Origin of the sequence: Streptosporangium sp. NBC_01639 (assembly GCF_045209755.1) — a bacterium.
Taxonomy (GTDB): domain Bacteria; phylum Actinomycetota; class Actinomycetes; order Streptosporangiales; family Streptosporangiaceae; genus Streptosporangium.
This window is the reverse complement of the sequence record NZ_CP109272.1, coordinates 1,232,764-1,255,180: the sequence shown is the minus strand read 5'-3', so window position 1 is coordinate 1,255,180 and position 22,417 is coordinate 1,232,764. Positions and strand designations below refer to the sequence as shown.

The window sequence follows — 22,417 nt, the reverse complement described above, 5'->3', positions numbered from 1 at the left end:
AGAGTCTCGTGGCGCGAGCGCGAGATGTCCGATTAAACCGGGTTTTCTCCTTGGCCTCCCGATTACGGCGAAATGGTGGCTTTACCGTGCCGGCGCCTCGGCTGGCGCTGATGGTCACCGCTGGAGTGCTCTTCGGGTTCGCCTTGAATGCGATCCTGAACACGATCAACGGCGTGGGCCAGGAATCAGAGCAGGTTCCCGGGGTGCTGGCTTTCGGCGCGTGTATGGCAGTGGTGTTCGGGTTGCAGATCGCGCATTCTTTCGGACAGTCCTGGCGCTGGCCGCTGATCGTCCGAATTGCCTCTGTGACGACGCTGGCGGCCGTTGTATTCGCCCCCGCCCTGTGGATCGGTCCGCAGGCCTCCGCCATGGTCCCGCTCCTGGCGGCGTCCGTGCTCCTTGTGGTAACCGCCCCGTACAACTGGTTCTTGTACGCTCTGGTGTGCATCGCCAACCCTGTGCTGTTCTTCATGTACGGGCTGGGCACGATCAACATTGTTTTTGTTTTTGCGTCCACCCTCGTGAACGGCCTGATTTTCTACGGTCTGAGTTTCCTGGCCACGCTCGCAGAGGAGTTGGAAGGCGGCCGCAGCTCGCTGGGCCGGATAGCGGCGGCCGGCGAGCGGGTGCGCATCGCCAGAGATCTGCATGACGTGGTCGGACACGATCTGCTGGCGTTCACTCTGAAGAACGAACTCGCGCACCGGCTGCTGCCGGGCTCGCCGGAACGGGCCAAGGAGGTGATGTGGGAAACCCTGTGGATCGCTCGCCGGGCGACCGCGGCCCTGCGGATGATTCCGATAGGCGACCAGAAGCTGTCGTTGGCAGGAGAGGTCAGATCGATCGAGTCCACGCTGTCGGCGGCGCAGATCGACGTTCGGATGGACGTTCGCTGCCGCGACCTTCCCGAAGCAGTCGATTCGGTGCTGGCCGTCGTGCTGCGGGAAGCGGTGACCAATGTGTTGCGCCACAGCAAGGCGAGGCAGTGCGATATCGAAGGCGGCATGCGTGACGGTCTCGTATGGCTGAGTGTGGCAAACGACGGTGTCGACTCCGACATGGGTTCGTCGGGCGGCAGCGGACTCGACAATCTGACCTCGCGGCTGGCTGAGGTCGCCGGACAGGTCAGGGTGAGCCGGGAGGACGACTGGTTTCGTCTCGTCGCTGAGATCCGGCTGTCCGACGTACCGGCCAAGGCACCGGCTCCGCGACGTGACCTCGGTGGCGGGAACCTCTCCGAGCTCTCCCGGCAGAACTCTGTCAGGTGGGCGCCTGGAGCCGCCAATCTCCTGACATTGGCAGTTTTGCTGGGTTATATCCCTATCTTGATCACGAACATTCTCTGGCGGAACCCCGTAGGTTTCACGTTGGGTGTGGGGATCTGCCTGGCCGCCCTTTTCGTCACCCAGTTCGCGCACACGTTCTTTGGTCCTCGGGCCTGGCCGACCCCTGTCCGTGTGGCGACACTTTCGATCCAGGCGGTGGCGTCGTTCCTCCCGATGATGTGGGTGGGCGCGCTGTGGGGGGCGATGGCGGCCTTCCTCGCCGGGTCGATCCTGCTGGTGCTGCGGGGAAGCCGGCGATGGGGGCTGTACGCGGCTGTGGGGGGAGCCGTCCTGGTCGTCGCCCTGGCCACCGGGGACGAGACGGCGCTGCTGGGATATCTGGTGATCTCGACCCTGCAGACCGGGCTGGCGATCTATGGGCTCACGTCGCTGTCGGCGGTGGTCGCGGAGCTTCAGGCGACAAGGAGCGAGATCGTACGCCTGGCCGTGACGCAAGAACGGTTGGGGGTGGCCCGCAAGGTGAACGACCTGCTGGACCGTGATCTTTTTACGATCATGTGGAACTGCGGTGTGGCCCGCAGCCTCATGCTGACCGAGCCGGGACGTGCGCAGGAGCACATCATGGAAGTTCTGACGGCGGCGCGCCGGCTGGTGGCCGAGGTGCGCTCCACGGCGAGCGGGTATCGGCACGTTTCGTTGGCCGCGGAGGTCGAGTCGACCCGTGCGGCGTTGTCGGCAGCGGGAATCGAGGCGCGGATGAACATCACCTGCGGTCGGCTCGCAGAGGAGTCCGACGTGGCGCTCGCCATGGTGCTCCGTGATGCGATCACCAGCGTGGTACGGCTGAGCGGCGTGCGCCGTTGCGTCGTCGCGGCGACCCGCGACGACGGCGGCGGTGTGCGGCTGCGTGTCTCCCACGACGGCGCAACCCTGACCGAAAGCGACGAGGACGCGTTGGAGCATGTTCGGGTGCGCGTGGAGACTGTCAACGGCAACTTACAGGCGGAGACGGCAGGAGAGTGGTTCTACCTCACCGCTCATTTACCTTTTGCTTCCATGCCCGCTCTGTCAGACTCTTGTGAGACACGGGATACATAATCCTTTTTAATGTTAAGCAGGGCGGGGCAGGACGATCGAGACAGTGACGATGATCCTCGCTGACCAGGCCACCACGGCGGGGCAGGATGGTCGGGTGACCGATGAGCAGCCGGGGCGGCCCAAGCGGCGGGTGTTCGCCAAGGCTTACCAGGCGCGGATCCTCAAGGTCTTCGACGCCCTGCCCGAGGGAAGCGCCAAGCGAGGTGCTCTGCTGCGCGCCGAACGGGTCTGCCACTCCCACGTCGAGCACTGGAGAAAGCAGGCCGGGAACGAAGTGTCGGCCGCTTCGACCGGTAAGCCGAAGAAGGACGCCGGATCGGAGGAACCGGCCCGGCGGCGGACCGGGAAGAAGAAGCTCAAGGCGTCCCCGACCAGATGCCCAGCGCGAAACGACAAGCTCACCGGAAGGCTCGGAAAGACCGGTACCGCTCTGGATATCGCGGGAAAAGCATTCGCGCTGCTGGAGGACATCTCAAGCAGCGCGGACTCCGACAAGGGCTGATTAAGGCCATCGATACATATTTTTCCGATCTGGAAGTCGACGGACCGAACCAGGTGGGGTCCTGGGGCATCACGCAGCTGAAAGGCGTGGCACGCGGCGTCTGCTATTTGCTGTACGCCGTCATCGATATTTTCTCGTGCAAGGCCATATGGTGGGGGATCCGGCCGGCCGAAACCGGCCCCCTTGCCAAGGAGTTCCGCGAGCACGCGATCGAGGCCGACAGAGTCCTTCCCAGGTCGGTCCAGGCCGGCCGGGGTGCCTCGATGACATCGAACACCGTCTCCGGTCTGCGCGCACCGCTGGGAATCGACCCGTCCCATTCGCGGCCACGCGTGTCCAGCGGAAATCCACATCCGAAAGCACAGACCAAGACGCCCGGTATCGGCGTGCGTTTCCTGGGGGCATTCGGATCCATCGAAGACACCGGCGTCTTTTGCGGCCGGTTCTTTCGATATTACAATATCGAGCATCGTCATTCCGGTATCGGAATGCGCACCCCGGCATTGGTGCATGAGCGCTCCGCGGCCGAGATTGATGCCAAGCGGGTCGCCATCGTGAGCGCGGCCGCCCTGTCCCACCTGAACGGTTCCGTGGCCGGCGCCCCTGCCCGCCGTCGATGTCCTCCCGGGTGTGGATCAACAGACCGGCAATCACCCTCCAAGCCGAGATCCCAGCACAAACGCCACAAGTAGTCTGATGTCTCAACAGGTTTGACGCCTCCTCGGCCGGACCTGCGGTCGGTATGTCAACAACCTTCCTTGACTGGCTGGGGCGATACGTAGAACCAACCTGGAGGGCGGCAGGCAATGGAGTGGGGCCGGCCCGGGGGATGATTGGTGGTTTAGATGCTGAAGCTGCTTCTCGCAGAAGACGTGCGGATCGTGCGTGAGGCTCTGGTGGCACTGCTGGAGAGCGAACGCGACCTGAAGGTCGTGGCCGAGGTGGAACGTGGTGACCAGATCGTCCCTGTCGCACTGGAGAAGCGCCCCGATGTGGCGATCATCGACATCGACCTGCCGGGGATCGACGGCCTCACGGCGGCGCACGAGCTCCATCAGCGGTTGCCGACATGCCGTAATTTGATCTTGACAGGACTGGGCCGGCCTGGAACTCTCCGGCGGGCCCTGGCCGCATCGGTGTCCGGGTTCCTGCTGAAGGACACGTCGGCGAACCGTCTGGCCACGGCGGTCAGGGAGGTCGCCGCCGGAGGGCGGGTCATTGATCCACAGCTTGTCCTGACCGCCTGGGAGGCGGGCGAGAACCCGCTGACACAACGCGAAATCCAGGTTCTCCGGCTCGCCGCGAAAGGCGCGGAGCCACCGGAGATAGCAGCCAGCCTCCACATGTCGCCAGGGACCGTACGCAATTACCTTTCAAAGATCGTGGTCAAGCTCAACGCGCGCAACCGCGTGGACGCCATCCGCATCGCCACCGAAGTCGGCTGGTGCTGACCGGGCTCGTAAGGAGATGCGCGACATTCTGGGTGCTCGGACGATGAAGGCATGGATTCGGACGGAACTCATGAGCGCACGCTCACCCTGGAGGCGTTCGCGGACACGGTCGTTCCCGGCGAGAAACGGTTTCCCGGCGACGTGGCCATCGCGGGGGCCTCGGCGGGCGGCGGCGCCGTCGCGGCAGGCGCGCTGACACTGCTGGAATGGGATTCGGCGGGCCTGGACAAGGCGCTCGACGACTACGTAAGGGATCTCAACGCGCACGCGCGGCAGTACGCCGCGGAGCATCGGCTGTCGCTCGATCCGACGCTTCCCCCGTTCACCGCCCTGCCGTTCGAACGGCGTACCGAGCTGGTCACGCTCGTGACCGCGCCCGGTCACCCCGAGAAGGAGCTGTGGGTGCTGCTCGCGCTCTTCTGCTACATGGCCTACGACTCCGCCGCGCACATGCACACGGCCGACGCGATCGCCGCCGGCCATCCCGGGCTCACCTCGATGGGGATCACACCTCCCGATCCCGATGGCCTGTGGCGGTATCCCAAGAATTCGTACGGCCGGCCGCTGGCTCGCCTACACCCGGACACGACAGCATCAGGGAGCCTGCGATGACCAGCGTGGAACGGACCGACGTGCTCGTCGTGGGCAGCGGTTTCGGCGGGGCGATCGCCGCCTATCACCTCGCGGCCGGCGGCGCCGACGTCGTGATCCTCGAACGCGGGCCGTGGTTGGCGGAGGAGGAGTTCGAGCACGACTACAAGCTCGGGTCCTCGTACACGCGGATCTTCGATTTCACCGTGGGCGACGGTATGAACATCCTCGGGGGCAACTGCGTCGGCGGTGGCAGCGTCGTCTACTTCGCCGCCATGCCGCGCGCCCCCCGGTTCATCTTCGAGCGGCACGGCGACATCGGCCGGCGGATGTGGCCGGCGAGCATCGACCGGGACGCGCTCGAACCGTGGTACGACCGCGTCGCGGAGGCACTCCCGGTCAGCACGCAGGGATGGGAGGACGTCTCCTACCCCGGCGGCCTGTGGGCCGCGGCCTGCAACCATTCCGGCCGTACCGCGAACCCGGTGCCGGTCGCGATCGACAACGACACGTGCGTCCAGTGCAACTGGATGATGGCCGGGTGCCGGTTCGGCGCCAAGCGCTCCCTGCTCACCAACTACCTTCCCGCGGCGATCGCGCACGGGGCCGAGGTGCGGCCCCTCCACGAGGTGCAGCGCATCTCGCGGACCGACGACGGCGGCTACCGCGTGCACTACGACATCATGGACGGCGAGGACTACCGGCTCCGCGGTGACTCCGGCACGATCGACGCCAAGATCGTCATTCTCGCGGCCGGCGCCGGCGCCACCCCCGTCATCCTGCAGCGCAGCGAACCGGTTCTCGGCCCGATGCCGCACGCGGTGGGACGCTACTTCTCGGGCAACGGGGAGCGGCTGGTCACCGCCGTGATGAACGAGGAGCGCGTGCGCGACGTCCTCGGGCTGGATCGCGGGGACGGGACGGTGTACGAGGCGTTCCACATCGGCAAGGGACCGTGCGTCGCCAACTGGGACCGGCTGGACGGCTCCCTGCCCGAGTTCAGCCGCTACTCGCTGGAGCAGCTCTACTTCCCTCCGGGCCTCGGCACGATCCTGGCCCAGGTGCCCGGCGGCATGGGGCCGGTACCGGGGCCCTCGTGGTTCGGGTTGTCCAAGAAGGAGATGCTCAAACGCTGGAAGTCCTGGCTGATCATCTTCGAGATGATCGAGGACGCCAACGAGGGCGTCTTCGGGCCTCCTCCGCCCAGCGGCAACGCCGTACGGATCAGCCAGCAGATGCTGGGGCGGGGGACGTTGCGCTACGACCCCAAGCCCAGCACGCTACGGGCCTGGGCGCAGGCGGACGCCGATGCCAAGGAGATCCTCGAACGTGACGGGCTGGCCCACGCCGAGGCGTGGTCCAACGACGTGGTCGGGGCCTACACGGTGCATCCGCTGGCCTCGTGCCGGATCGGAGACGACCCGGCCACGTCGGCGCTCGACGACCGTCACGAGCTGCGCGGTCATCCTGGGATCTTCGTCACCGACGGGTCCGCGGTACCGGGCGCGCTGACGGTCAACCCGGCCATGACGATCGCCGCGCTCGCCGAGCGCGCGATCCCCGGCATCGTCGACGCCGCCCGGGAACGGGGCGTCGAGGTGCAGTACGGCGCGCCCGCTCCTGACGGCGGCACCAGCGGACGGCTTGGCGTCATGAACATCGTGGGCAGACGATGACCGGGCTCTTCGCGCGCTTCACCCGGCGCAGGGGACTGGGACAGATTCAATATGTCGACCCGGTCCCGCCCAGCGCCGCACACGGGCTGGTCGCGGACGTCTACACCCAGGTCGAGCGTGACTTCGGGATGCTCGCGCCGCCGGTCGCGCTGCACTCGCCCGCCCCCGAGTTGCTGGCGGCCGCCTGGGCGATGGTGCGCGAGACCCTGGTGGTCTCGGGGGCCGTGGACCGCGCGGTCAAGGAGGCGGTGGCGACCGCCGTGTCCCAGGAGAACTCGTGTCCGTACTGCGTGGACGTGCACGGCATGATGGCGCACGGGCTCATGACGGAGCGCGATGCCGCCGTCGTGAACGGCGGCAGGACCGAAGAGATCGCCGATGCCGCCATCCGCCGTGCGGTGGCGTGGGCCAGGGGCAACCTCGACGAGGCTCCCGTACCCGCCGAGCAGGCCCCAGAGCTCTGGGGCACCGCCGTGACCTTTCAATATCTGAACCGCATGGTCAACGTGTTCCTGCCGGATGGGCTGTTCCCCGCCGGCGTAGCCGTGCCGCGCCGCCTGATCGGTCTGCTCGCGCGGCCGCTCGCACGCAAGGTGTGCGCGCCGGGTGCGTCGGTACAGCTGCTTCCCCCGGCGCCGCTCCCCGACGACCTGCATTGGGCGTCGGAGAGCGCAGCCGTACGGCAGGCGTTCGCCGCCGCCTATGCGGTGATGGAGGAGGCCGGTGTCAGGGCGGTGCCGGATGACGTGCGCGAGCTGGTGCGTGGCCAGCTCGCGCTGCGCGGTGGGCAGCCGCCCGGCCTCAGCCGGAGCTGGGCGCAGGAGGCCGCCGCGCGGTTGCAGCCCGCCGAGCGCGCCGCCGGCCGGTTGGCGCTGCTGACGGCGATCGCGGCATATCAGGTGGATGCGACGGTGATCGATGACTTCCGCAGGGACGGGGCGGACGATCGAAAGCTCATCGAGCTCACCGCGTGGGCGAGTTACATGGCCGCCCGGCACTGGGCGAGCGCGAGAGCGCAGACGGCGCAGAGGTAACGAGACAGAAAGGGCTGACGCATGAGCGAACTACAGAATGTGATCCAGGATCTCAGCGCGGAGAGCGCGGAGCTGGATCGGCTCCTGGCCGACCTGCCGGCCCCGCGATGGAAGGAACCGACGGCCGCTCCAGGCTGGACGGTCGCTCATCAGGTGGGGCACCTGTCGTTCATATTCCGCATCGCGGGGCTGGCGGCGTCCGACCCTGACGCGTTCCGGGTGATGGCGGAGCCCATCGAGGGCGGTTTCAACGAGGCCGTCAACGCGGCGTTGGCCGAGTACATCGCGCTGCCGCCCGCGGAGCTGCTCGCGCGTTGGCGGGAGGAACGAGCGGCCGGGCTCCGCGCCCTGGCCGCGGTGCCGGATGGGCAGGTGGTCCCATGGCTGGTACGGCCACTGCCGCCCGAGATCCTCGGCTCGGCCGGAATCATGGAGACATTCGCCCACGGCCAGGACATCCTCGACGCGCTGGACATCCCGCGAGAGCCCACCGACCGCCTCCGGTATCTCGTCATCTTCGCCGTGCTGACCTGGGACTTCGGCTACGAGGCACGGGGCATGACCCCACCGGACGTGCAGTTCAGGTATGAACTGACCGCACCGTCCGGTGAGCTGTGGGCGTATGGCCCGGAGACCGCCGATCAGAAGATCGTCGGCTCGGCGCTCGACTTCTGCCTGCTGGTGACCCGGCGCCGGCACCGTGACGACTGTGACGTCACCGCGGTGGGACCCGACGCCGACGCGTGGCTGGACATCGCTCAGGCCTACCGCGGGCCTGCGGGACCGGGCCGCCAGCCCGGTCAGTTCGCGAGAATCCCAGCGTGAATCCGTGAACCGCGGTGGGAGATGCCCCGCACCCGTCGACGACGACATGGTCGAGACGCCGAGCGGGTGCGGTCGTTCTCATAGGGTCAAAGGAGCAGCCGCCGTTTGTGTCCTCCTGTAGCACCGCTCTGCCGGGGCGGGAACGGCCGTGGTGAGACGGCGGCGCCGGCCGTCCCACGTGCGGACCTGATACTCGGTCAGGCCGAGCAGATCCCCGCCGGTCTCGTTGTTCTCCCCGACCTTCCATCGCGGCCCGGCGACACCGGTGAGCTCGGCGACGGGCGGGTCGGCCACGGCCTGGGGCAGGAAGAACGCGACCTCGGCGGGCTCGCTGACGCTCCGGTGGATCGGCCGGCCGGCGACCGGTGTTCAGTCGAACGCCGCCGTGCCGGCGCTGGGCGCTCCCACTCTGCGGTCCACCTCCAGGAGAAGCTCGGAGAGCTCGCCGGGAGCGGAAAGCATCGGCCAGCGACCCGTCTTCAGCGTACGGAAAGTCCATCCTGGTTCGTCGCGCAACCGGCCGATGTCATCGTCGATGCTCCCCGTGAAGTGGTCCTTCTCGCAGACGACGTAAGTCGCCGAGTGAGTCGCCGGCGGCCGCGTGAGGGTTACCGGATCGGATATCGAACGGCAAGGGTGTCCGACGAAGCGATCGAGCAGCCACTGCGCGTCCCGGTGGGACAGATCCTGCCCGGCCGAAATGGCGGCGACGGGCGGTGGGGGGAGCCGCCCGTCGTTGTCGTCGATGAGGCGCAGCTCTTCCGCGCGCAGACTGTCCGGAAAGACGTCGAGCATGGATTTGCCGTCATGGGCGACGAACGCCTCCACGTACACGGTATGGGCCACGCGCTCCGGCGCCCGATCGACCACGCTGCCGGCGACGATGCCACCGTAGTCGTGGGCGACCAGGATCACGTCGTTCAAGCCCTCCTCGATGAGGACCGACAGCACGTCATCGACGTGGTCCGCGAGGGTGATGTTCTTCCTGTCGGCGTCGGAGGGGGACAGGCCGGACAGCGTCACAGCGAGGGTGTGGTGGCCCGCGGCGCGCAACTGCCGCTCGATCTGCTGCCATATCCATGCCCCGGCCCACAAGCCGGGAATGAGTACATAGCTCCTCATGCCGCGCCTTTCGAGAGCATCACCGTGGCTGTATCTCCGGCACGCATCGCATCGTTTCGCCATCGTGACTTCCGGGGCGGACGAAGGGCAGAGGCGGGTCGCATCGGATTCGGGCCCCCGCGTGGAAAGGCTCCGATCCGGGAGCGCCACTCCGCCGCGGCCTCCCGAGGACATGCCGCAATACGGCGATACCCGATCGCGCGGACGATCTCCATAGCGCTGAGATCGGCGCGGAGGACCTCGGTGGGGAGATCCTGGGCGTCCGCCCACCATACGTGGCACTCGTACTCAGCGAGCAATTTGATATCCATGAGTGAATCCCTGATATTTATGAAAGTTAGACGGCTCCGTGTCAAAGGCCGCCGCACTCGGGTGGCTGCGAGTCGGGTCCGTTGGAATTGACGCTATTTTGTCGCGAACTCGATGATCCGCGCTGCCGTTATCTGAATTAATTTTTTCGGCTTTCGTGGAGTTGCTTTGATTGCCTGATATGCCTTGGGCTACGAGGAGAGGCCCGTATGCCAAAGCAATATCCCCCGAATTTCGGCGCAAGGTCCTCGACCTGCTGGAGGTCGGTCGCACCGTGCGACGGCTGTCGATCGATCTGCAGATCAGCGACCAGACGATCAGCAACCGGCGCGAGCAGGAGTCGCCGGATACCGGGCGGAAGCCAGGTCCGACCTCTTCCAATCGTAGGGAGCCGATCGCCGCCTGATGGCGGAGCGTCGAGTTGGCGACCGAGCGAGCCGTCACCAGGTACGCCGCCGAGCCGCGGAGAGAGGCGCTGCCCCCCGGAAAAAGGCGGTTCGAAGCCATCGCGGTGCTGGCCGCCGAATGGCTACCGGTCCAGCTCTGCCGCCAGATCATGGATGTTCCGGAATCCGGCTCTACGCCTGGCGGACTCGTCCGCCCTCGGTGCGCGCGCTGCGGCACGCCCGGTTGACCGGGCAGATCCGGCAGGCGCACGCCGCCTCCGGTGGCGCCTACGGTGGCATGCGGGTGCATACGAACTCATGGTGGGGCGCGATGTCGCGTTCGGGCGTGTGGTGGGCCGGTCCGTCGACGCGACGCAGACCGCCGTCCTGGTCACCAGCGCGCCCGGCATGGCGATCGGCGACCGCACACCGTCGGCCGGAACACTGATCCACTCCGATCACGGGGTGCAGTTCACCTCCTGGGCGCATTCCCAGCGGCCAGGGCATCCAGCCTGATGCCATCCGATGGGGTCGATCGGTGACTGCTACGCAGGCGCCGTCATCGATTCGTTCTGGGGACGAATGTAAACCGGACCGCTCAACGCATGTGAGGGAAGACCCGCATCGAGCCGGCCAGTGCGATCTTCGAATACCTGGAGATCTTCCACGACCGGCAACGACGCCACCGCGCCCTGGTGATACTCATCCCGATCGAATGCGGGATGTTCCATCCGAACATCCGGTCGGTCTGAAAGCCGACCAACCTGACTCCACGGAACACGGGACACATCAGGCGCAGGTAGCGCAGCAGCCGGTCAAGCGCGTCTAGGTCGGCGACGCACGCGTCGGCCGGCTTCGCCGCGGTACGCCGGCCCACGGGGATATGGTCGGCGACGCCGATGTCGTCGCCGCCCGCACCCCCGTCGGCGTGCCCGATCCGGCCATCGACCACAGCCGCTCGGTCGTCCCGTCCCGATCACCGATCATGCCAGCCTCCTCGCCCTACCAAGAATGTGATCATTCTTCCGGCGTTGCGACTGCCGGATCTTCTTCACGATTGCGGAGATGATCAGCCGGCCGTCATGATCCAGCACGCAGATGTACGTGCCGAGGCCGTTTCGAGCGGTGCCATGCCGGTGCCGCTTCCGGATGGATGCTTGCCCGTTGCGGGGAAAACGACGAGCCCGGTAGGGCTGCCGGGTGTGGACAGTCCTACCGGGCTCACGAGTCGACCAGCCGCTCGGGATCGGTCAGAGGGTCGCCGTCGGCACGCCTGACCGGAGGAACCGGTCACCGAGGCGGGCGGCCGGCCGCTCGATGAGATAGAAGCTCAGCGTGGACAGGATGATCGTGATGGCCAGCACCTCGGCGATCAGCTGCCAGAACCCGATCGTGCCGATCACCATGAACATCGGTTGCGGTGGGGTGCCGAACAGGTTGCCCATGCCGAACGCGAAGTACATCGCCGGGAAGTGCCACAGGTAGATGCCGAACGAGATGCGGCCGAGGAACCGCATCGGGGGGTTGCCGAGCAGCGCCTCGATGAACCGCGACCGGGCATCCGGCGCGAACAGCGGGACCGTCAGCAGCACGGCGAACAGCAGGAACAGCACCTGGTCCATCAGCGCCTGGCTCAACGGCGGGTAGTCGCCGTCACCGGCCACCGAGAACGGCTTGACGCAGTTGAGGACGTAGACCCCGAACGCGGCCACCCACCACGACAGAGGCCACTTCGCGGCCAGCCGGTAGATCGCGGGCTCCCGCCCGGTCGCCTCATGGTAGGCCGACAGCGCGGCGAACATCATGCCGATCGCCATCAGGCCGAGGAACCCGGGCGGCCAGAACATCTGGACCGGGTACGGGCCCATGAACGGCAGGTGGACGTACACCTCCCACGCGAGGCCGAGCACCACGATCGGGGACAGCGACCAGAGGATCCGGCGCAACTGCTGCGCCGGGTCGCTGACCCGCCGGGCGTACTTGTTGATCAACCAGGCGGCCACCGGAAGCAGCAGGTAGAAGGTCAACTCGGCATCGACGCTCCAGGTGATCTCCAGACCGGGGATCATGGCGTTCTTGGTGTCGACGAACCACTGCAGCAGCAACATCGGCCGGAGGACATCCCACAGGCTGTCGATCGTTTCGAGGTTGATCAGCAGCAGTGCGGCCAGGGTGACCGTCCAGTAGGCAGGCAGGATGCGCAGCAGGCGCCGTACGAAGAACGGCTTCAACGCCGGCCGCTGCCCTCCGCTGAACGTCGCCCTGACGAACGGGCGGTACAACAGCAGACCCGACAGCAGGAAGAACGGCGCCAGTGACACGGTCAGGCCGACGGACAGCCAGTTGAAGACCGGCCAGCCCTTGTGGTCGCCGACGTCCATGACACCGCCGGCGTAGGTGACGTGCGTGAGCAGCACCGCGAGGGCGGCGAAACCGCGGATGCCGTCGAGTACCGGTACCCGGACCTTCGATTTCGGAACTTTATTCTGCTGCCCTTGGATCCCCTCGTCAGGGGGGCCCGCTAGCTCGGCGACCATCGGCGTGCTCCTTTATGCAAAGGATGGAGAACACGGATTCGTCTGGTCATTCAAGGCGGCGAGCCCCTGTACGGCATCTCCTAAAATGCTCGAATTTTTACGGATCTAGAGTCAAGGAAGCGAGCGGACGAACCCCCGGATGTCGTCAACGAGGAGTTCGGGTTCTTCCAGAGCCGCGAAGTGCCCGCCGCGGTCGAACTCGGTCCAGTGGGTGATGGTGGGAATGTCCCGGTCAGCGAGGCGGCGGAGCGGCAGGAACAGGTCGTGCGGGAAGACGGCGACACCGACCGGGACCGACTGCGGTGGCGGCACGGCCCCCGAGACCGCGCGCCGGACATCCTCGGCACCCTCGTAGTAGAAGTGCGCGGACGACCCCGCGGTGGCGGTCAGCCAGTAGAGCGTCACGAGGGCGAGGATGCGGTCGCGGTCGATCGCGTCCTCGGGCAGCTTCGCCGCCGGGTCGGTCCACTCCTGGAACTTCTCCACGATCCAGGCGAGCTGGCCGACCGGCGAGTCGGTGAGGCCGTAGCCCAGCGTCTGCGGCCGGGTCTGCTGGATCTTCATGTAGCCGGACTGGTCGGCGTCGAACCGGCCCAGCTGCGCCAGCCGCCGCTGGTCGGTCTCACTCAGGTCGGCGAGCTCGGCCGGGTCGCCGGACGGGAAGGTCATCAGCATGTTGACGTGCACACCGAGGACGTGTTCCGGGTCGACGAGACCGAGCACAAGGGAGATCACCGCCCCGGCGTCCCCGCCCTGCGCGACGTACCGGTCGTAGCCCAGCCGGCGCATCAGCTCCGCCCAGGCCCGTGCGATGCGGGGCACGTCCCAGCCGGTGTCGCGCAACGTGGAGAATCCGTAGCCGGGAATGGAGGGGATGACCAGGTGGAACGCGTCCGCAGGGTCGCCGCCGTAGGCAGCCGGGTTGGTCAGCGGCCCGATGACGTCGGCGAACTCCGGGAACCCGCCCGGCCAGCCGTGCGTGAGCAGCAGCGGGGTGGCGTCGGGCTCCGGTGACCGGATATGCAGCAGGTGCACGTACTCGCCGTCGATCTCGGTGCGGAACTGCGGGTACCGGTTGAAGTCCGCTTCGACCGCGCGCCAGTCGAAGGACGTCCGCCAGTACTCCGCCAACTCCTTCAGATAGTTCGGCGGCACACCCCGCTCCCAGCCGAACCCGGCTAGCTCGGGCGGCCACCGGGTGGCCTCCAGCCGACGGTGCAAATCGTCGAGCTGGGCCTTGGGAATGTCAATGCGGAACGGTTCCACGGCGGTTCCTTCCATGCGTGCCGAACGACGAGGAAGAGCGAGCGGGTCTTGTCTGGAAATCATCGCCGGACCGCGGATTTGCGTTCAACTTCTGATGTGCGACCTGAGTGCGCACGCCCAGAGAAGCCGCCCGGAGACCGGCCGGGGCACCATTGGCGCAAGCATTACGGACACCTTGACGGGGGGAAGAAATGGTTGAGGATGACGCAACCGTTGACTTCGACGGCGAGAAGTTGGACATCGAGAGCATCCGACGGGTCGCCGAGGACCGGACGCCCGTGACGCTGGGCCAGTCCACTTTGGACCGGGTGACGACGAGCCGGAATCAGTTCGAGGAAACGGTTCAGCGGGGCGTCCCCGTATACGGGGTCACGACCGGCTACGGCGAGATGATCTACATGATGGTCGGCACGTCCAAAGAGGTCGAACTGCAGACCAACCTGGTGCGCAGCCACAGCGCCGGCGTCGGACCGCTGTTCGCCGAGGAAGAGGCGCGGGCGATCGTCGCGGCGAGGCTGAACGCCTTCGCCAAGGGCTACTCCGCGGTCCGCCCCGAGCTGGTCGAGCGCATCGCCCTCTACCTCAACCTGGGAATCACCCCGGCCATCCCGGAGATCGGCTCGCTCGGCGCGAGCGGTGACCTCGGCCAGCTCTCGCACATCGCGACGGCGCTCATCGGCGAGGGCTACGTCCTCAAGGACGGTCAGCGGACCGAGACCGCCTCAGTGCTGCGCGAGCACGGCATCGAGCCGCTGGAGCTGCGGTTCAAGGAGGGCCTCGCGCTGATCAACGGCACCTCGGCGATGACCGGCCTGGGGTGCCTGGTGCTCGGCCGGGCGCTCAACCAGGTACGCCAGGCCGAGATCGTCACGGCCCTGGTGGTGGAGACGATGCAGGGCTCGATGAGCCCGTTCCAGCCTGAAGGCCACGACATCGCCCGGCCGCACCGCGGCCAGATCGACAGCGCGGCGAACATGCGGGCGCTGCTCGCCGGCACGCGGCTCGCCGTCGAACACGCCGACCTGCGCCGGCAGGCGAAGGAGCAGACGACCGGCGAGATCTCGCGCACCGACGTGTGGATCCAGAAGGCCTACACGCTGCGGGCCATCCCGCAGGTGGTCGGTGCCGTACGGGACACCCTGTACCACGCTGTCGAGACCGTCGAGACCGAACTCAACTCGTCGAACGACAACCCGTTGTTCTTCGAGGGCAAGGAGGTCTTCCACGGCGCCAACTTCCACGGCCAGCCGGTGGCGTTCGTGATGGACTTCACCACCATCGCGCTCACCCAGCTGGGTGTGTTCTCCGAGCGGCGGACCAACCGGCTGCTCAACCGGTACCTGTCCGGGCTGCCCGAGTTCCTCGTCGCGTCCGGCGAACCGGGCCTCAACAGCGGGTTCGCCGGTGCGCAGTACCCGGCGACGGCACTGGTCGCGGAGAACCGGACCATCGGCCCGGCCAGCACGCAGAGCATTCCGTCCAACGGGGACAACCAGGACGTCGTCAGCATGGGCCTCATCTCCGCGCGCAACGCACGGCGGGTGCTGTCGAACAACAACTACATCCTCGCCGTCGAGTATCTCGCCGCCGCGCAGACCGTGGACGTGTCCGGCCGTTACGACGGGCTCAGCCCGGCCGGCAAGGCGACCTACGACATGGTGCGCTCCATGGTGCCCACCCTGGAGCGGGACCGGTACATGGCCGACGACATCGAGCGGGTGGCCGCGGCCCTGTCTCGCGGGGAATTCCTCGACGTCGCCCAGCAGGTCGGCATCGAGCTGCGTTGAACCGCTGATCACGAAAGGCGCTCCCAGCGATGACCAACACAAAGCCACAGCCCGTATCGGCGACGGAGCGGGTCCCGGTGTCCTTCGCCCAGCAGATGCTGTGTGTGTTCGACGCCGGCGACCCGGACTCCGGGCCGTTCGGTCCCCGGCACAACATCACCTGGGGTTGGCGGATCCGCGGCCCGGTCGACACCGGCACGCTGGCGGAGGCGCTCGACGACGTCGTGGCCCGGCACGAGGCACTGCGCACGAGGATCGTGCGCGACGGTGACGACCTGTACCAGACCATCGCACCGCCGAGTTCGGCACAGGTCTCCGAATTGGACCTTTCGGACACTGTTCCGGAAGCGCGGGACCGGCGCGCCGAGGAGCTGATCATCGAGCTTGAGGGCGGCAGGTACGGCATCGAGCCGCTGCCGCTGCTGCGCGCCGTGCTCGGCCGGTTCGACGAGCAGGACGCGGTGCTGGTGCTGATCGCGCACCACGCCGCGGTCGACGGCTGGTCCATGCAGGTGCTGATCGGCGACCTCACCGCCGCGTACGCCCGCCGGCGCGGGCACGCCGTCGCCGATCGCCCCGAGCCCGCGCAGTACCGGGATTACGCGGTCTGGGAGCGGGAATCGGCGACCGAGGCCGCGCCGCCCGCCTCGCGCGCGTACTGGCGCGACAAGCTGCGCGGCGGGCAGATGGTCACGGCACGGATGGACCACCCGCGCTCGGCGAACCTGCCGAAGAACACCTCGGTGCTCCGCTATGCGATAGACGCGGACCTGGCCGCCGCGGTGGCCGCCGTGTCGAAGGACAGCCGCAGCTCGCCGTTCATGGTCCTGCTCGCCGCGTACAACGTGCTGATGGCCAGGCGGAGCGGGACCGGCGACATCGTGGTGCCGACCATCGGGGCCAACCGCAAGCAGACCCGGTTCCAGGACACGGTGGGGAACTTCACCAACTTCATCCCGCTGCGCACCGACCTGACCGGCTGCGCCACCTTCCGCGACGTGCTCGACCGGACCCGCTTGACCTGCATCGAGGCGTACACCCGGGAGATCCCGTTCTTTCTGGTCCTGGGGGAGGCGCCCGAGCTGATGGCCGGGGCGGCCGCCGACGACCAGGCCCTCATCGCCTTCCAGGTGCTGCAGCTGCCGTTCGTGCTGGACGGCGACGCCGTCGGCGACCTGGAGCTGCGCAACATCCCGCGGCGGCTGTCCCAGGAGAGGGCGACCGAGATCCCGGACGGCGCGTTGTGGCAGCTGGACGTTGCGCCGTCCGGCGAGATCAACGCGTACCTGGGGTTCAACAGCCACAAGTTCACCGAGATCACGATGCGCACGCTGGCCGACGAGTTCAGCCAGGTGCTCAAGGACGGGGTCCTCGACCAGCACGCGCCGCTGCGGATCTGACGAAGGACGAGGAGTTGACGTGAACGAATCGGTACAAATCCCGCAGTTCGGGCCGGCCACCATCGCCGCGGACGACCCGCGCTATGAGAGCCTGCTGCGCGGCACCAACCACCGGTTCGTCGCCAAACCGGACCGGGTGTGCGTGGTGACGAGCACCGAGCAGGTGGTCGCGGTGGTCGGCGCCGCCGTCGGGAGTGGTCTCCGGGTCACGGTGCGCAGCGGCGGGCACGGTTTCGAGGGGTTCTTCGCCGCCGAGGGTGGCGTCCTGCTCGACATGTCGGAGATGACCAACGTCTACTACGACCCGTCCCGCACCGCTTTCGCCGTCGAGCCGGGCGCCCTGCTCGGCCACGTCTACCGGGTGCTGTTCAAAGGCTGGAACGTGACGATCCCCGGCGGGGAGTGCACCGAGGTCGGCGTCGGCGGGCACTTCGTCGGCGGCGGCTACGGTCCGTTGTCGCGCCGGCTGGGCGCGGTGGTGGACTACCTGTACGCGGTCGAGGTCGTCGTGGTCGACGCGGACGGCGCCGCGCGCGCGGTGGTGGCCACCTGCGAGCCCGACGACCCGCACCGCGATCTGTGGTGGGCGCACACCGGCGGCGGCGGCGGCAACTTCGGCGTGGTGACCCGCTACTGGGTGCGCTCACCCGGCGTCACCTCGACCGACCCCGCCGAACTGCTGCCGAAGGCGCCCAGTCGCTGGCGCATCGGATTCTGCATGTGGCCGTGGGAGTCGATGACCGAGGAGTCGTTCACGACCCTGCTGCGCAACGTCGGCACCTGGTTCGAGCAGAACAGCGCGCCCGGCTCGCCCCATGCCCGACACTCCGCGTCGTTCTACTCGTCGCACCGCTCCGGCGGGGCGCTGATGCTCCAAGCGATGATCGACGACGAGGTCCCGGACGCCGCGGCGCTGCTGGACACCTACTTCGACACGGTGAGCGAAGGCGTCGGCGTCGAGCCGACCCGCACCCAGGTGGTGCGGCCGTGGCTGTACTTCGCGGCCTACCCGAACTGGGGCGACCCGGGCACCCAGGACATCCGCCGAATCAAGATCAAGGCCGCCTACCTGCGTAGGGGGTACACCGAGCGCCAACTCGCCAGCATCTGGCAGCACCTCACCGGCGAGGAGGGCGTGCAGAACCAGTTGATCCTGATCGGCTACGGCGGCCAGGTGAACACCGTGGCCCCGGACGCCACCGCGACGGCGCAGCGCGACTCGGTGCTGAAGGCGGCCTACATGGCGGTATGGGGTGACGAGGCGGAGGACCACACGCACCTCACCCGGCTGCGCGAGTTCTACCGTGACGTGTACGCCGACACCGGCGGCGTGCCGGTGCCGAACGAGGTCAGCGACGGGTCGTACATCAACTACCCGGACGTCGACCTGGCGGACCCGACCTGGAACACATCGGGAGTGCCCTGGTCCACCTTGTACTACAAGGACAACTATCCACGGCTGCAGCAGGTCAAGCGACGCTACGACCCGCGCAACGAATTCCGCCACGGCCTGTCCGTCGAACTGCCCTGACAGCCGTGTCCGCATGGCGGCGCAATCCAGAAGATGCCAGCCGGCGGCGACCCGGACTAGTAATGTACGGGACCGGCTACCTTCCGCAACAGATCATATGCTGATCGGGAAAAGAAGGAGGGCACAGGATGCCTGAGTTCGCAGTGCTGATTTACGAGAAGGAAATTGCTTTCGAGGATATTCCGCAGGAGGTCCTCGAGGCACACGGGGAGGTTCCCGACAAGATCGAAAAGGCAGGCGGGAAGCTCGCGGCGGGCTTCGCCGCGGACTCCGCGTCGGCCGCCCGTTCGGTTCGGGGCGACACGGTGACCAAGGGCGCGTTCCACGACGCTCCCCAGCAGCTCTCCGGGTTCTTCATCGTCGAGGCACGCGACATCGACCACGCGGTGGAGCTGGCCAAGTTCGTGCCGATCGTCGACGGCGGTGTCGAGGTGCGTCCGCTGCTCGAAGGGCCGCCCGAGGAGGAGTAACCAGGCTCGCGACCCACGTGAGCTGCGGCCAACCCGGTGGAACCGGATGATTGCACCGGGTTGGTCCTTCTTGACCCGATGCCGGGCAGCACGAAGACTCGGCTCGGAACGTCAGATGACAGAGGTCACCAGGAACCGGGCTGGTGCTCTCCGTCCGCAGCGTCGGCCACGGCGCGGCGGGCTTCAGCACCGACGTGTTCTCAGCGAACCGCCGCGGTTCGGGGGAGAAACCCCGGTAACGGTGCAGACCCCGTGACCGCGAGAACGGCGCTGAGCGGCGCCGCCCCCAATTGAGCGGCCCGATGGCGCCCCCGACGTCGACGATGTGGTCGTGTCCGCCGGCCGCCGCCATCGGCGCACCCCGGCCGCGGCGCCCCCCATCTGCCTCACCGGCGCGTCCGGTGCCCCGGCGGCTCTCGCCGTACCCCATCTGTGAAGAACGACGGGAATTTCCTGCTGTCGTAATCGAATTCGCGAGCGAGCGTCTCACCGAAAGGACGTCCGATGGCCGAACAGGAGCACGATCCTGCCGGGGTCGCCGATCAACCGACGGGGCCGCGTCCATTCACCGGTGCCGAATACCTGGAGAGCCTGCAGGACGACCGTGAGATCTACATCTACGGCGACCGCGTCAAGGATGTCACCACGCACCCGGCGTTTCACAATCCGGCCAGGATGGTGGCCCGGCTGTACGACGCGTTGCACGACCCGAAGACCAAGGACACCCTGACCCGCCCGACCGACACCGGAAGCGGCGGGTACACCCACCGGTTCTTCACCACGCCGCACAGCGCCGAAGACCTGGTGGCCGACCAGCAGGCGATCGCCGCGTGGGCGCGGATGAGCTACGGCTGGATGGGGCGCAGCCCCGACTACAAGGCCTCGTTCCTGGGCACGCTCGGCGCGAACGCCGAGTTCTACGCGCCGTACGAGGACAACGCACGGCGCTGGTACCGGGAGTCCCAGGAGAAGGTGCTCTACTGGAACCACGCGATCGTGCACCCGCCGGTGGACCGCAACCGCCCGCCCGACGAGGTGGCCGACGTCTTCGTGCACGTGGAGAAGGAGACCGACGCGGGGCTGATCGTCAGCGGTGCCAAGGTGGTGGCCACCGGGTCGCCGCTGACGCACTACAACTTCGTCGCCCACTACGGTGTTCCGTTCAAGAAGCGCGAGTTCGCGTTGGTGGCGACCGTGCCGATGGCGGCGCCGGGGGTGAAGCTGATCTGCCGCACCTCCTACACCGCCGCGGCCGCCGTGATGGGCAGTCCCTTCGACTACCCGCTCTCGTCGCGGCTCGACGAGAACGACACGATCTTTGTGCTGGACAAGGCACTCATCCCTTGGGAGAACGTGTTCATCTACGGCGACCTGGGCAAGGTGCAGACGTTCACCGGCCGGTCCGGGTTCCCCGAACGGTTCACCTTCCATGGGTGCACGCGGCTGGCGGTGAAGCTGGAGTTCCTGGCCGGCCTGCTGGCCAAGGCACTGGAGATCACCGGCTCGGACGAGTTCCGCGGGGTGCAGGCCCGCCTCGGCGAGGTGCTGGCTTGGCGCAACCTGTTCTGGGCGTTGTCCGACGCGGCCGCGCGCAACCCGGTGGACTGGGTGAACGGCGCGGTGCTGCCCAACCCGGCGTACGGGATGGCCTACCGGTGGTTCATGCAGACCGGCTACCCGCGGATCAAGGAGATCGTCCAGCAGGACGTCGCCAGCGGTCTGATCTATCTCAACTCCAGCGCGGAGGATTTCGCCAACCCGCGGATCCGGCCCTACCTCGACCGGTTCCTACGCGGCTCGAAGGGCACGTCCGCGGTGGAGCGGGTCAAGCTGATGAAGCTGCTGTGGGACGCGGTGGGCACCGAGTTCGGCGGCCGGCACGAGCTCTACGAACGCAACTACGCCGGAAACCACGAGAACGTCCGGACCGAGCTGCTGTTCGCGCAGATCGCCAGTGGTGAGGTCGACGGCTACAAGGCGTTCGTCGATCAGTGTCTGGACGAGTACGACCTGTCCGGCTGGACCGTGCCGGACCTGTCGTCGTTCGACCACCTGCGCGGCGTCCGCAACGGTCTGTTTCACGGCTGACATCGACGGCACAGGAGATCATCGCATGACGAACGAGAACAGAACCGGGCTCGACCAGGCCGAGATCGAACGGCGGGTGACGGGGATCTGGCGGGACGTGCTGGGCGCGCGGCCGGATCAGAACGACGTGACGTTCTTCGAGCTGTCCGGACAGTCCATCGCCGCGGTGCGCATCACGGCGCGGGTCGAGGACGAGGTCGGGGTGCTGGTCGACATCGGCGAGCTGTTCGAAGACCCGGACCTGCCCGCGTTCGTGGCCCTCGTACTGGCCAAGGCGCAGCCGGATGGCCAGCAGAAGTTGCCGGCCTGACCGTTCCGGCGCCGGTCCGAGGGGTGGTCCGCAACGCGGGAGATGTGTGCGGCACCGGTCGGACGACACCATTGAACAGTGGGGCAAGGAATTCGAGGTCCTGACCATCCTCGACAGCAGCGCCGAGCTGATCGCGTGGCTGCGCCGGCCCGGCTCTGGTGCCGTCGCCGGCTGACCCGTCCCGATCCCTTACCGTCATCGCGGCGAAAGGAACACCATGACCACGACCATCCCTTACGAGGCACCGGCCGCCCAGCAGGCGGCAGTTGCGGCGGTCGCCCAGCAGATGATCGCCTCCTGGGCGCACCACGACGCCGACGGTTTCGCCAATCTGTTCACCGAGGACGGCACCATGATCCTGCCCGGTGTGTTCCGGCAGGGTCGTGATGACATCCGCGCCTACTTCAAGGACGCGTTCGACCACACCTACAAGGGCACCCAGGTCACCGGGAAGCCCATCAGCCTGCGGTTCTTCGGCCCCGACGTCGCCCTGCTGCTCTCCTACGGCGGCGTGATCGCGGCGAGCGAGAGCGAGGTCTCCGAGGCGCAGGCCGTCCGGGCGTCCTGGTTCGTCGTGCGAGTCGACGGCAAGTGGCTGCTGGCCGCGTACCAGAACAGCCCGGCGAAGCGGAGCCTGCCGGCACCCGGCACCGATGCCTGACCATCGCATCGATGAGGGCGTACACCGCCGTTCCTGACGGTGCGCTCCCGCGCCCGGGCGGTCGGCACCACCCACCGGTGGAACCGA

Annotated in this window: 21 protein-coding genes; 17 read left to right on the top strand and 4 right to left on the bottom strand. The window is 67.4% G+C overall.

The window, feature by feature from the left end; genetic code table 11:
• Positions 1 to 110 precede the first annotated feature (110 nt).
• The 8 genes from OHA77_RS05595 to OHA77_RS05560 all read left to right on the top strand — a co-directional run bounded on the left by OHA77_RS05595 (position 111) and on the right by OHA77_RS05560 (position 8,463).
• Positions 111 to 2,384, top strand: coding sequence for a sensor histidine kinase (locus OHA77_RS05595; RefSeq protein ID WP_406316609.1), 2,274 nt, complete (start codon positions 111 to 113; stop codon positions 2,382 to 2,384).
• A 94-nt stretch (positions 2,385 to 2,478) separates the two neighbouring features.
• Positions 2,479 to 2,886 carry a hypothetical protein gene (locus OHA77_RS05590; protein WP_406316608.1) on the top strand — a complete coding sequence of 136 codons (408 nt, stop codon included), beginning with the start codon at positions 2,479 to 2,481 and terminating at the stop codon, positions 2,884 to 2,886.
• A 53-nt stretch (positions 2,887 to 2,939) separates the two neighbouring features.
• Entirely contained in the window at positions 2,940 to 3,578 is a 639-nt protein-coding gene (locus OHA77_RS05585; RefSeq protein ID WP_406316606.1) for a hypothetical protein, read from the top strand.
• A gap of 153 nt (positions 3,579 to 3,731) precedes the next feature.
• Positions 3,732 to 4,337: a response regulator transcription factor gene (locus OHA77_RS05580; protein ID WP_326821737.1), complete on the top strand. Its 606-nt coding sequence runs from the start codon at positions 3,732 to 3,734 to the stop codon at positions 4,335 to 4,337.
• A gap of 51 nt (positions 4,338 to 4,388) precedes the next feature.
• A complete protein-coding gene (locus OHA77_RS05575) occupies positions 4,389 to 4,949 on the top strand; it encodes a DUF5987 family protein (RefSeq protein WP_326821738.1) in 561 nt (186 codons plus the stop codon).
• The gene (locus OHA77_RS05570) at positions 4,946 to 6,604 is read left to right on the top strand and encodes an FAD-dependent oxidoreductase (RefSeq protein ID WP_406316604.1); all 1,659 of its coding nucleotides are present in this window, start codon (positions 4,946 to 4,948) and stop codon (positions 6,602 to 6,604) included. The genes OHA77_RS05575 and OHA77_RS05570 overlap by 4 nt, the downstream gene beginning before the upstream one ends.
• Positions 6,601 to 7,638, top strand: a complete 1,038-nt coding sequence (locus OHA77_RS05565) for a carboxymuconolactone decarboxylase family protein (protein WP_406316602.1) — start codon at positions 6,601 to 6,603, stop codon at positions 7,636 to 7,638. Before OHA77_RS05570 ends, OHA77_RS05565 begins: the two co-directional genes overlap by 4 nt.
• A gap of 21 nt (positions 7,639 to 7,659) precedes the next feature.
• A complete protein-coding gene (locus OHA77_RS05560; RefSeq protein ID WP_326821741.1) occupies positions 7,660 to 8,463 on the top strand; it encodes a TIGR03084 family metal-binding protein in 804 nt (267 codons plus the stop codon).
• A 369-nt stretch (positions 8,464 to 8,832) separates the two neighbouring features.
• On the opposite strand, the gene OHA77_RS05555 is transcribed toward OHA77_RS05560, so the two are convergent.
• On the bottom strand, positions 8,833 to 9,585 hold the full coding sequence (locus tag OHA77_RS05555) for an alpha/beta fold hydrolase (protein WP_406316600.1): 753 nt from the start codon (positions 9,583 to 9,585) through the stop codon (positions 8,833 to 8,835).
• A gap of 1,016 nt (positions 9,586 to 10,601) precedes the next feature.
• Between OHA77_RS05555 and OHA77_RS05550 the strand changes: the two genes are divergently transcribed.
• Positions 10,602 to 10,796: a hypothetical protein gene (locus OHA77_RS05550; protein WP_406316599.1), complete on the top strand. Its 195-nt coding sequence runs from the start codon at positions 10,602 to 10,604 to the stop codon at positions 10,794 to 10,796.
• An 82-nt stretch (positions 10,797 to 10,878) separates the two neighbouring features.
• Here the strand turns inward: OHA77_RS05550 and OHA77_RS05545 are convergent, their stop codons facing one another.
• The 3 genes from OHA77_RS05545 to OHA77_RS05535 all read right to left on the bottom strand — a co-directional run bounded on the left by OHA77_RS05545 (position 10,879) and on the right by OHA77_RS05535 (position 14,083).
• Entirely contained in the window at positions 10,879 to 11,232 is a 354-nt protein-coding gene (locus OHA77_RS05545; protein ID WP_406316598.1) for a hypothetical protein, read from the bottom strand.
• A 298-nt stretch (positions 11,233 to 11,530) separates the two neighbouring features.
• A complete protein-coding gene (locus tag OHA77_RS05540) occupies positions 11,531 to 12,817 on the bottom strand; it encodes an acyltransferase family protein (protein ID WP_406316596.1) in 1,287 nt (428 codons plus the stop codon).
• A gap of 111 nt (positions 12,818 to 12,928) precedes the next feature.
• Positions 12,929 to 14,083, bottom strand: a complete 1,155-nt coding sequence (locus OHA77_RS05535) for an epoxide hydrolase family protein (protein WP_406316594.1) — start codon at positions 14,081 to 14,083, stop codon at positions 12,929 to 12,931.
• Between the two features lie 191 nt (positions 14,084 to 14,274).
• On the opposite strand from OHA77_RS05535, the gene cmdF reads away from it, so the two are divergent.
• The 8 genes from cmdF to OHA77_RS05495 all read left to right on the top strand — a co-directional run bounded on the left by cmdF (position 14,275) and on the right by OHA77_RS05495 (position 22,330).
• Complete coding sequence (gene cmdF, locus OHA77_RS05530) at positions 14,275 to 15,870, top strand: tyrosine 2,3-aminomutase (RefSeq protein WP_406316592.1); 1,596 nt, start codon at positions 14,275 to 14,277, stop codon at positions 15,868 to 15,870.
• Between the two features lie 29 nt (positions 15,871 to 15,899).
• Positions 15,900 to 17,270, top strand: a complete 1,371-nt coding sequence (locus OHA77_RS05525; protein WP_406316590.1) for a condensation domain-containing protein — start codon at positions 15,900 to 15,902, stop codon at positions 17,268 to 17,270.
• Positions 17,271 to 17,289: 19 nt separating this feature from the next.
• Positions 17,290 to 18,801, top strand: coding sequence for an FAD-binding protein (locus OHA77_RS05520; RefSeq protein ID WP_406316588.1), 1,512 nt, complete (start codon positions 17,290 to 17,292; stop codon positions 18,799 to 18,801).
• A 128-nt stretch (positions 18,802 to 18,929) separates the two neighbouring features.
• A complete protein-coding gene (locus OHA77_RS05515) occupies positions 18,930 to 19,271 on the top strand; it encodes a YciI family protein (protein ID WP_326821750.1) in 342 nt (113 codons plus the stop codon).
• Positions 19,272 to 19,775: 504 nt separating this feature from the next.
• Positions 19,776 to 21,359, top strand: coding sequence for a 4-hydroxyphenylacetate 3-hydroxylase N-terminal domain-containing protein (locus OHA77_RS05510; protein ID WP_326821751.1), 1,584 nt, complete (start codon positions 19,776 to 19,778; stop codon positions 21,357 to 21,359).
• Positions 21,360 to 21,384: 25 nt separating this feature from the next.
• Complete coding sequence (locus OHA77_RS05505; RefSeq protein ID WP_406316585.1) at positions 21,385 to 21,669, top strand: phosphopantetheine-binding protein; 285 nt, start codon at positions 21,385 to 21,387, stop codon at positions 21,667 to 21,669.
• A gap of 46 nt (positions 21,670 to 21,715) precedes the next feature.
• Positions 21,716 to 21,844 (top strand): hypothetical protein, encoded by a 129-nt coding sequence (locus OHA77_RS05500; protein WP_326821753.1) that lies wholly within the window; start codon positions 21,716 to 21,718, stop codon positions 21,842 to 21,844.
• A gap of 42 nt (positions 21,845 to 21,886) precedes the next feature.
• A complete protein-coding gene (locus OHA77_RS05495; protein WP_326821754.1) occupies positions 21,887 to 22,330 on the top strand; it encodes an SgcJ/EcaC family oxidoreductase in 444 nt (147 codons plus the stop codon).
• Positions 22,331 to 22,417 lie beyond the last annotated feature (87 nt).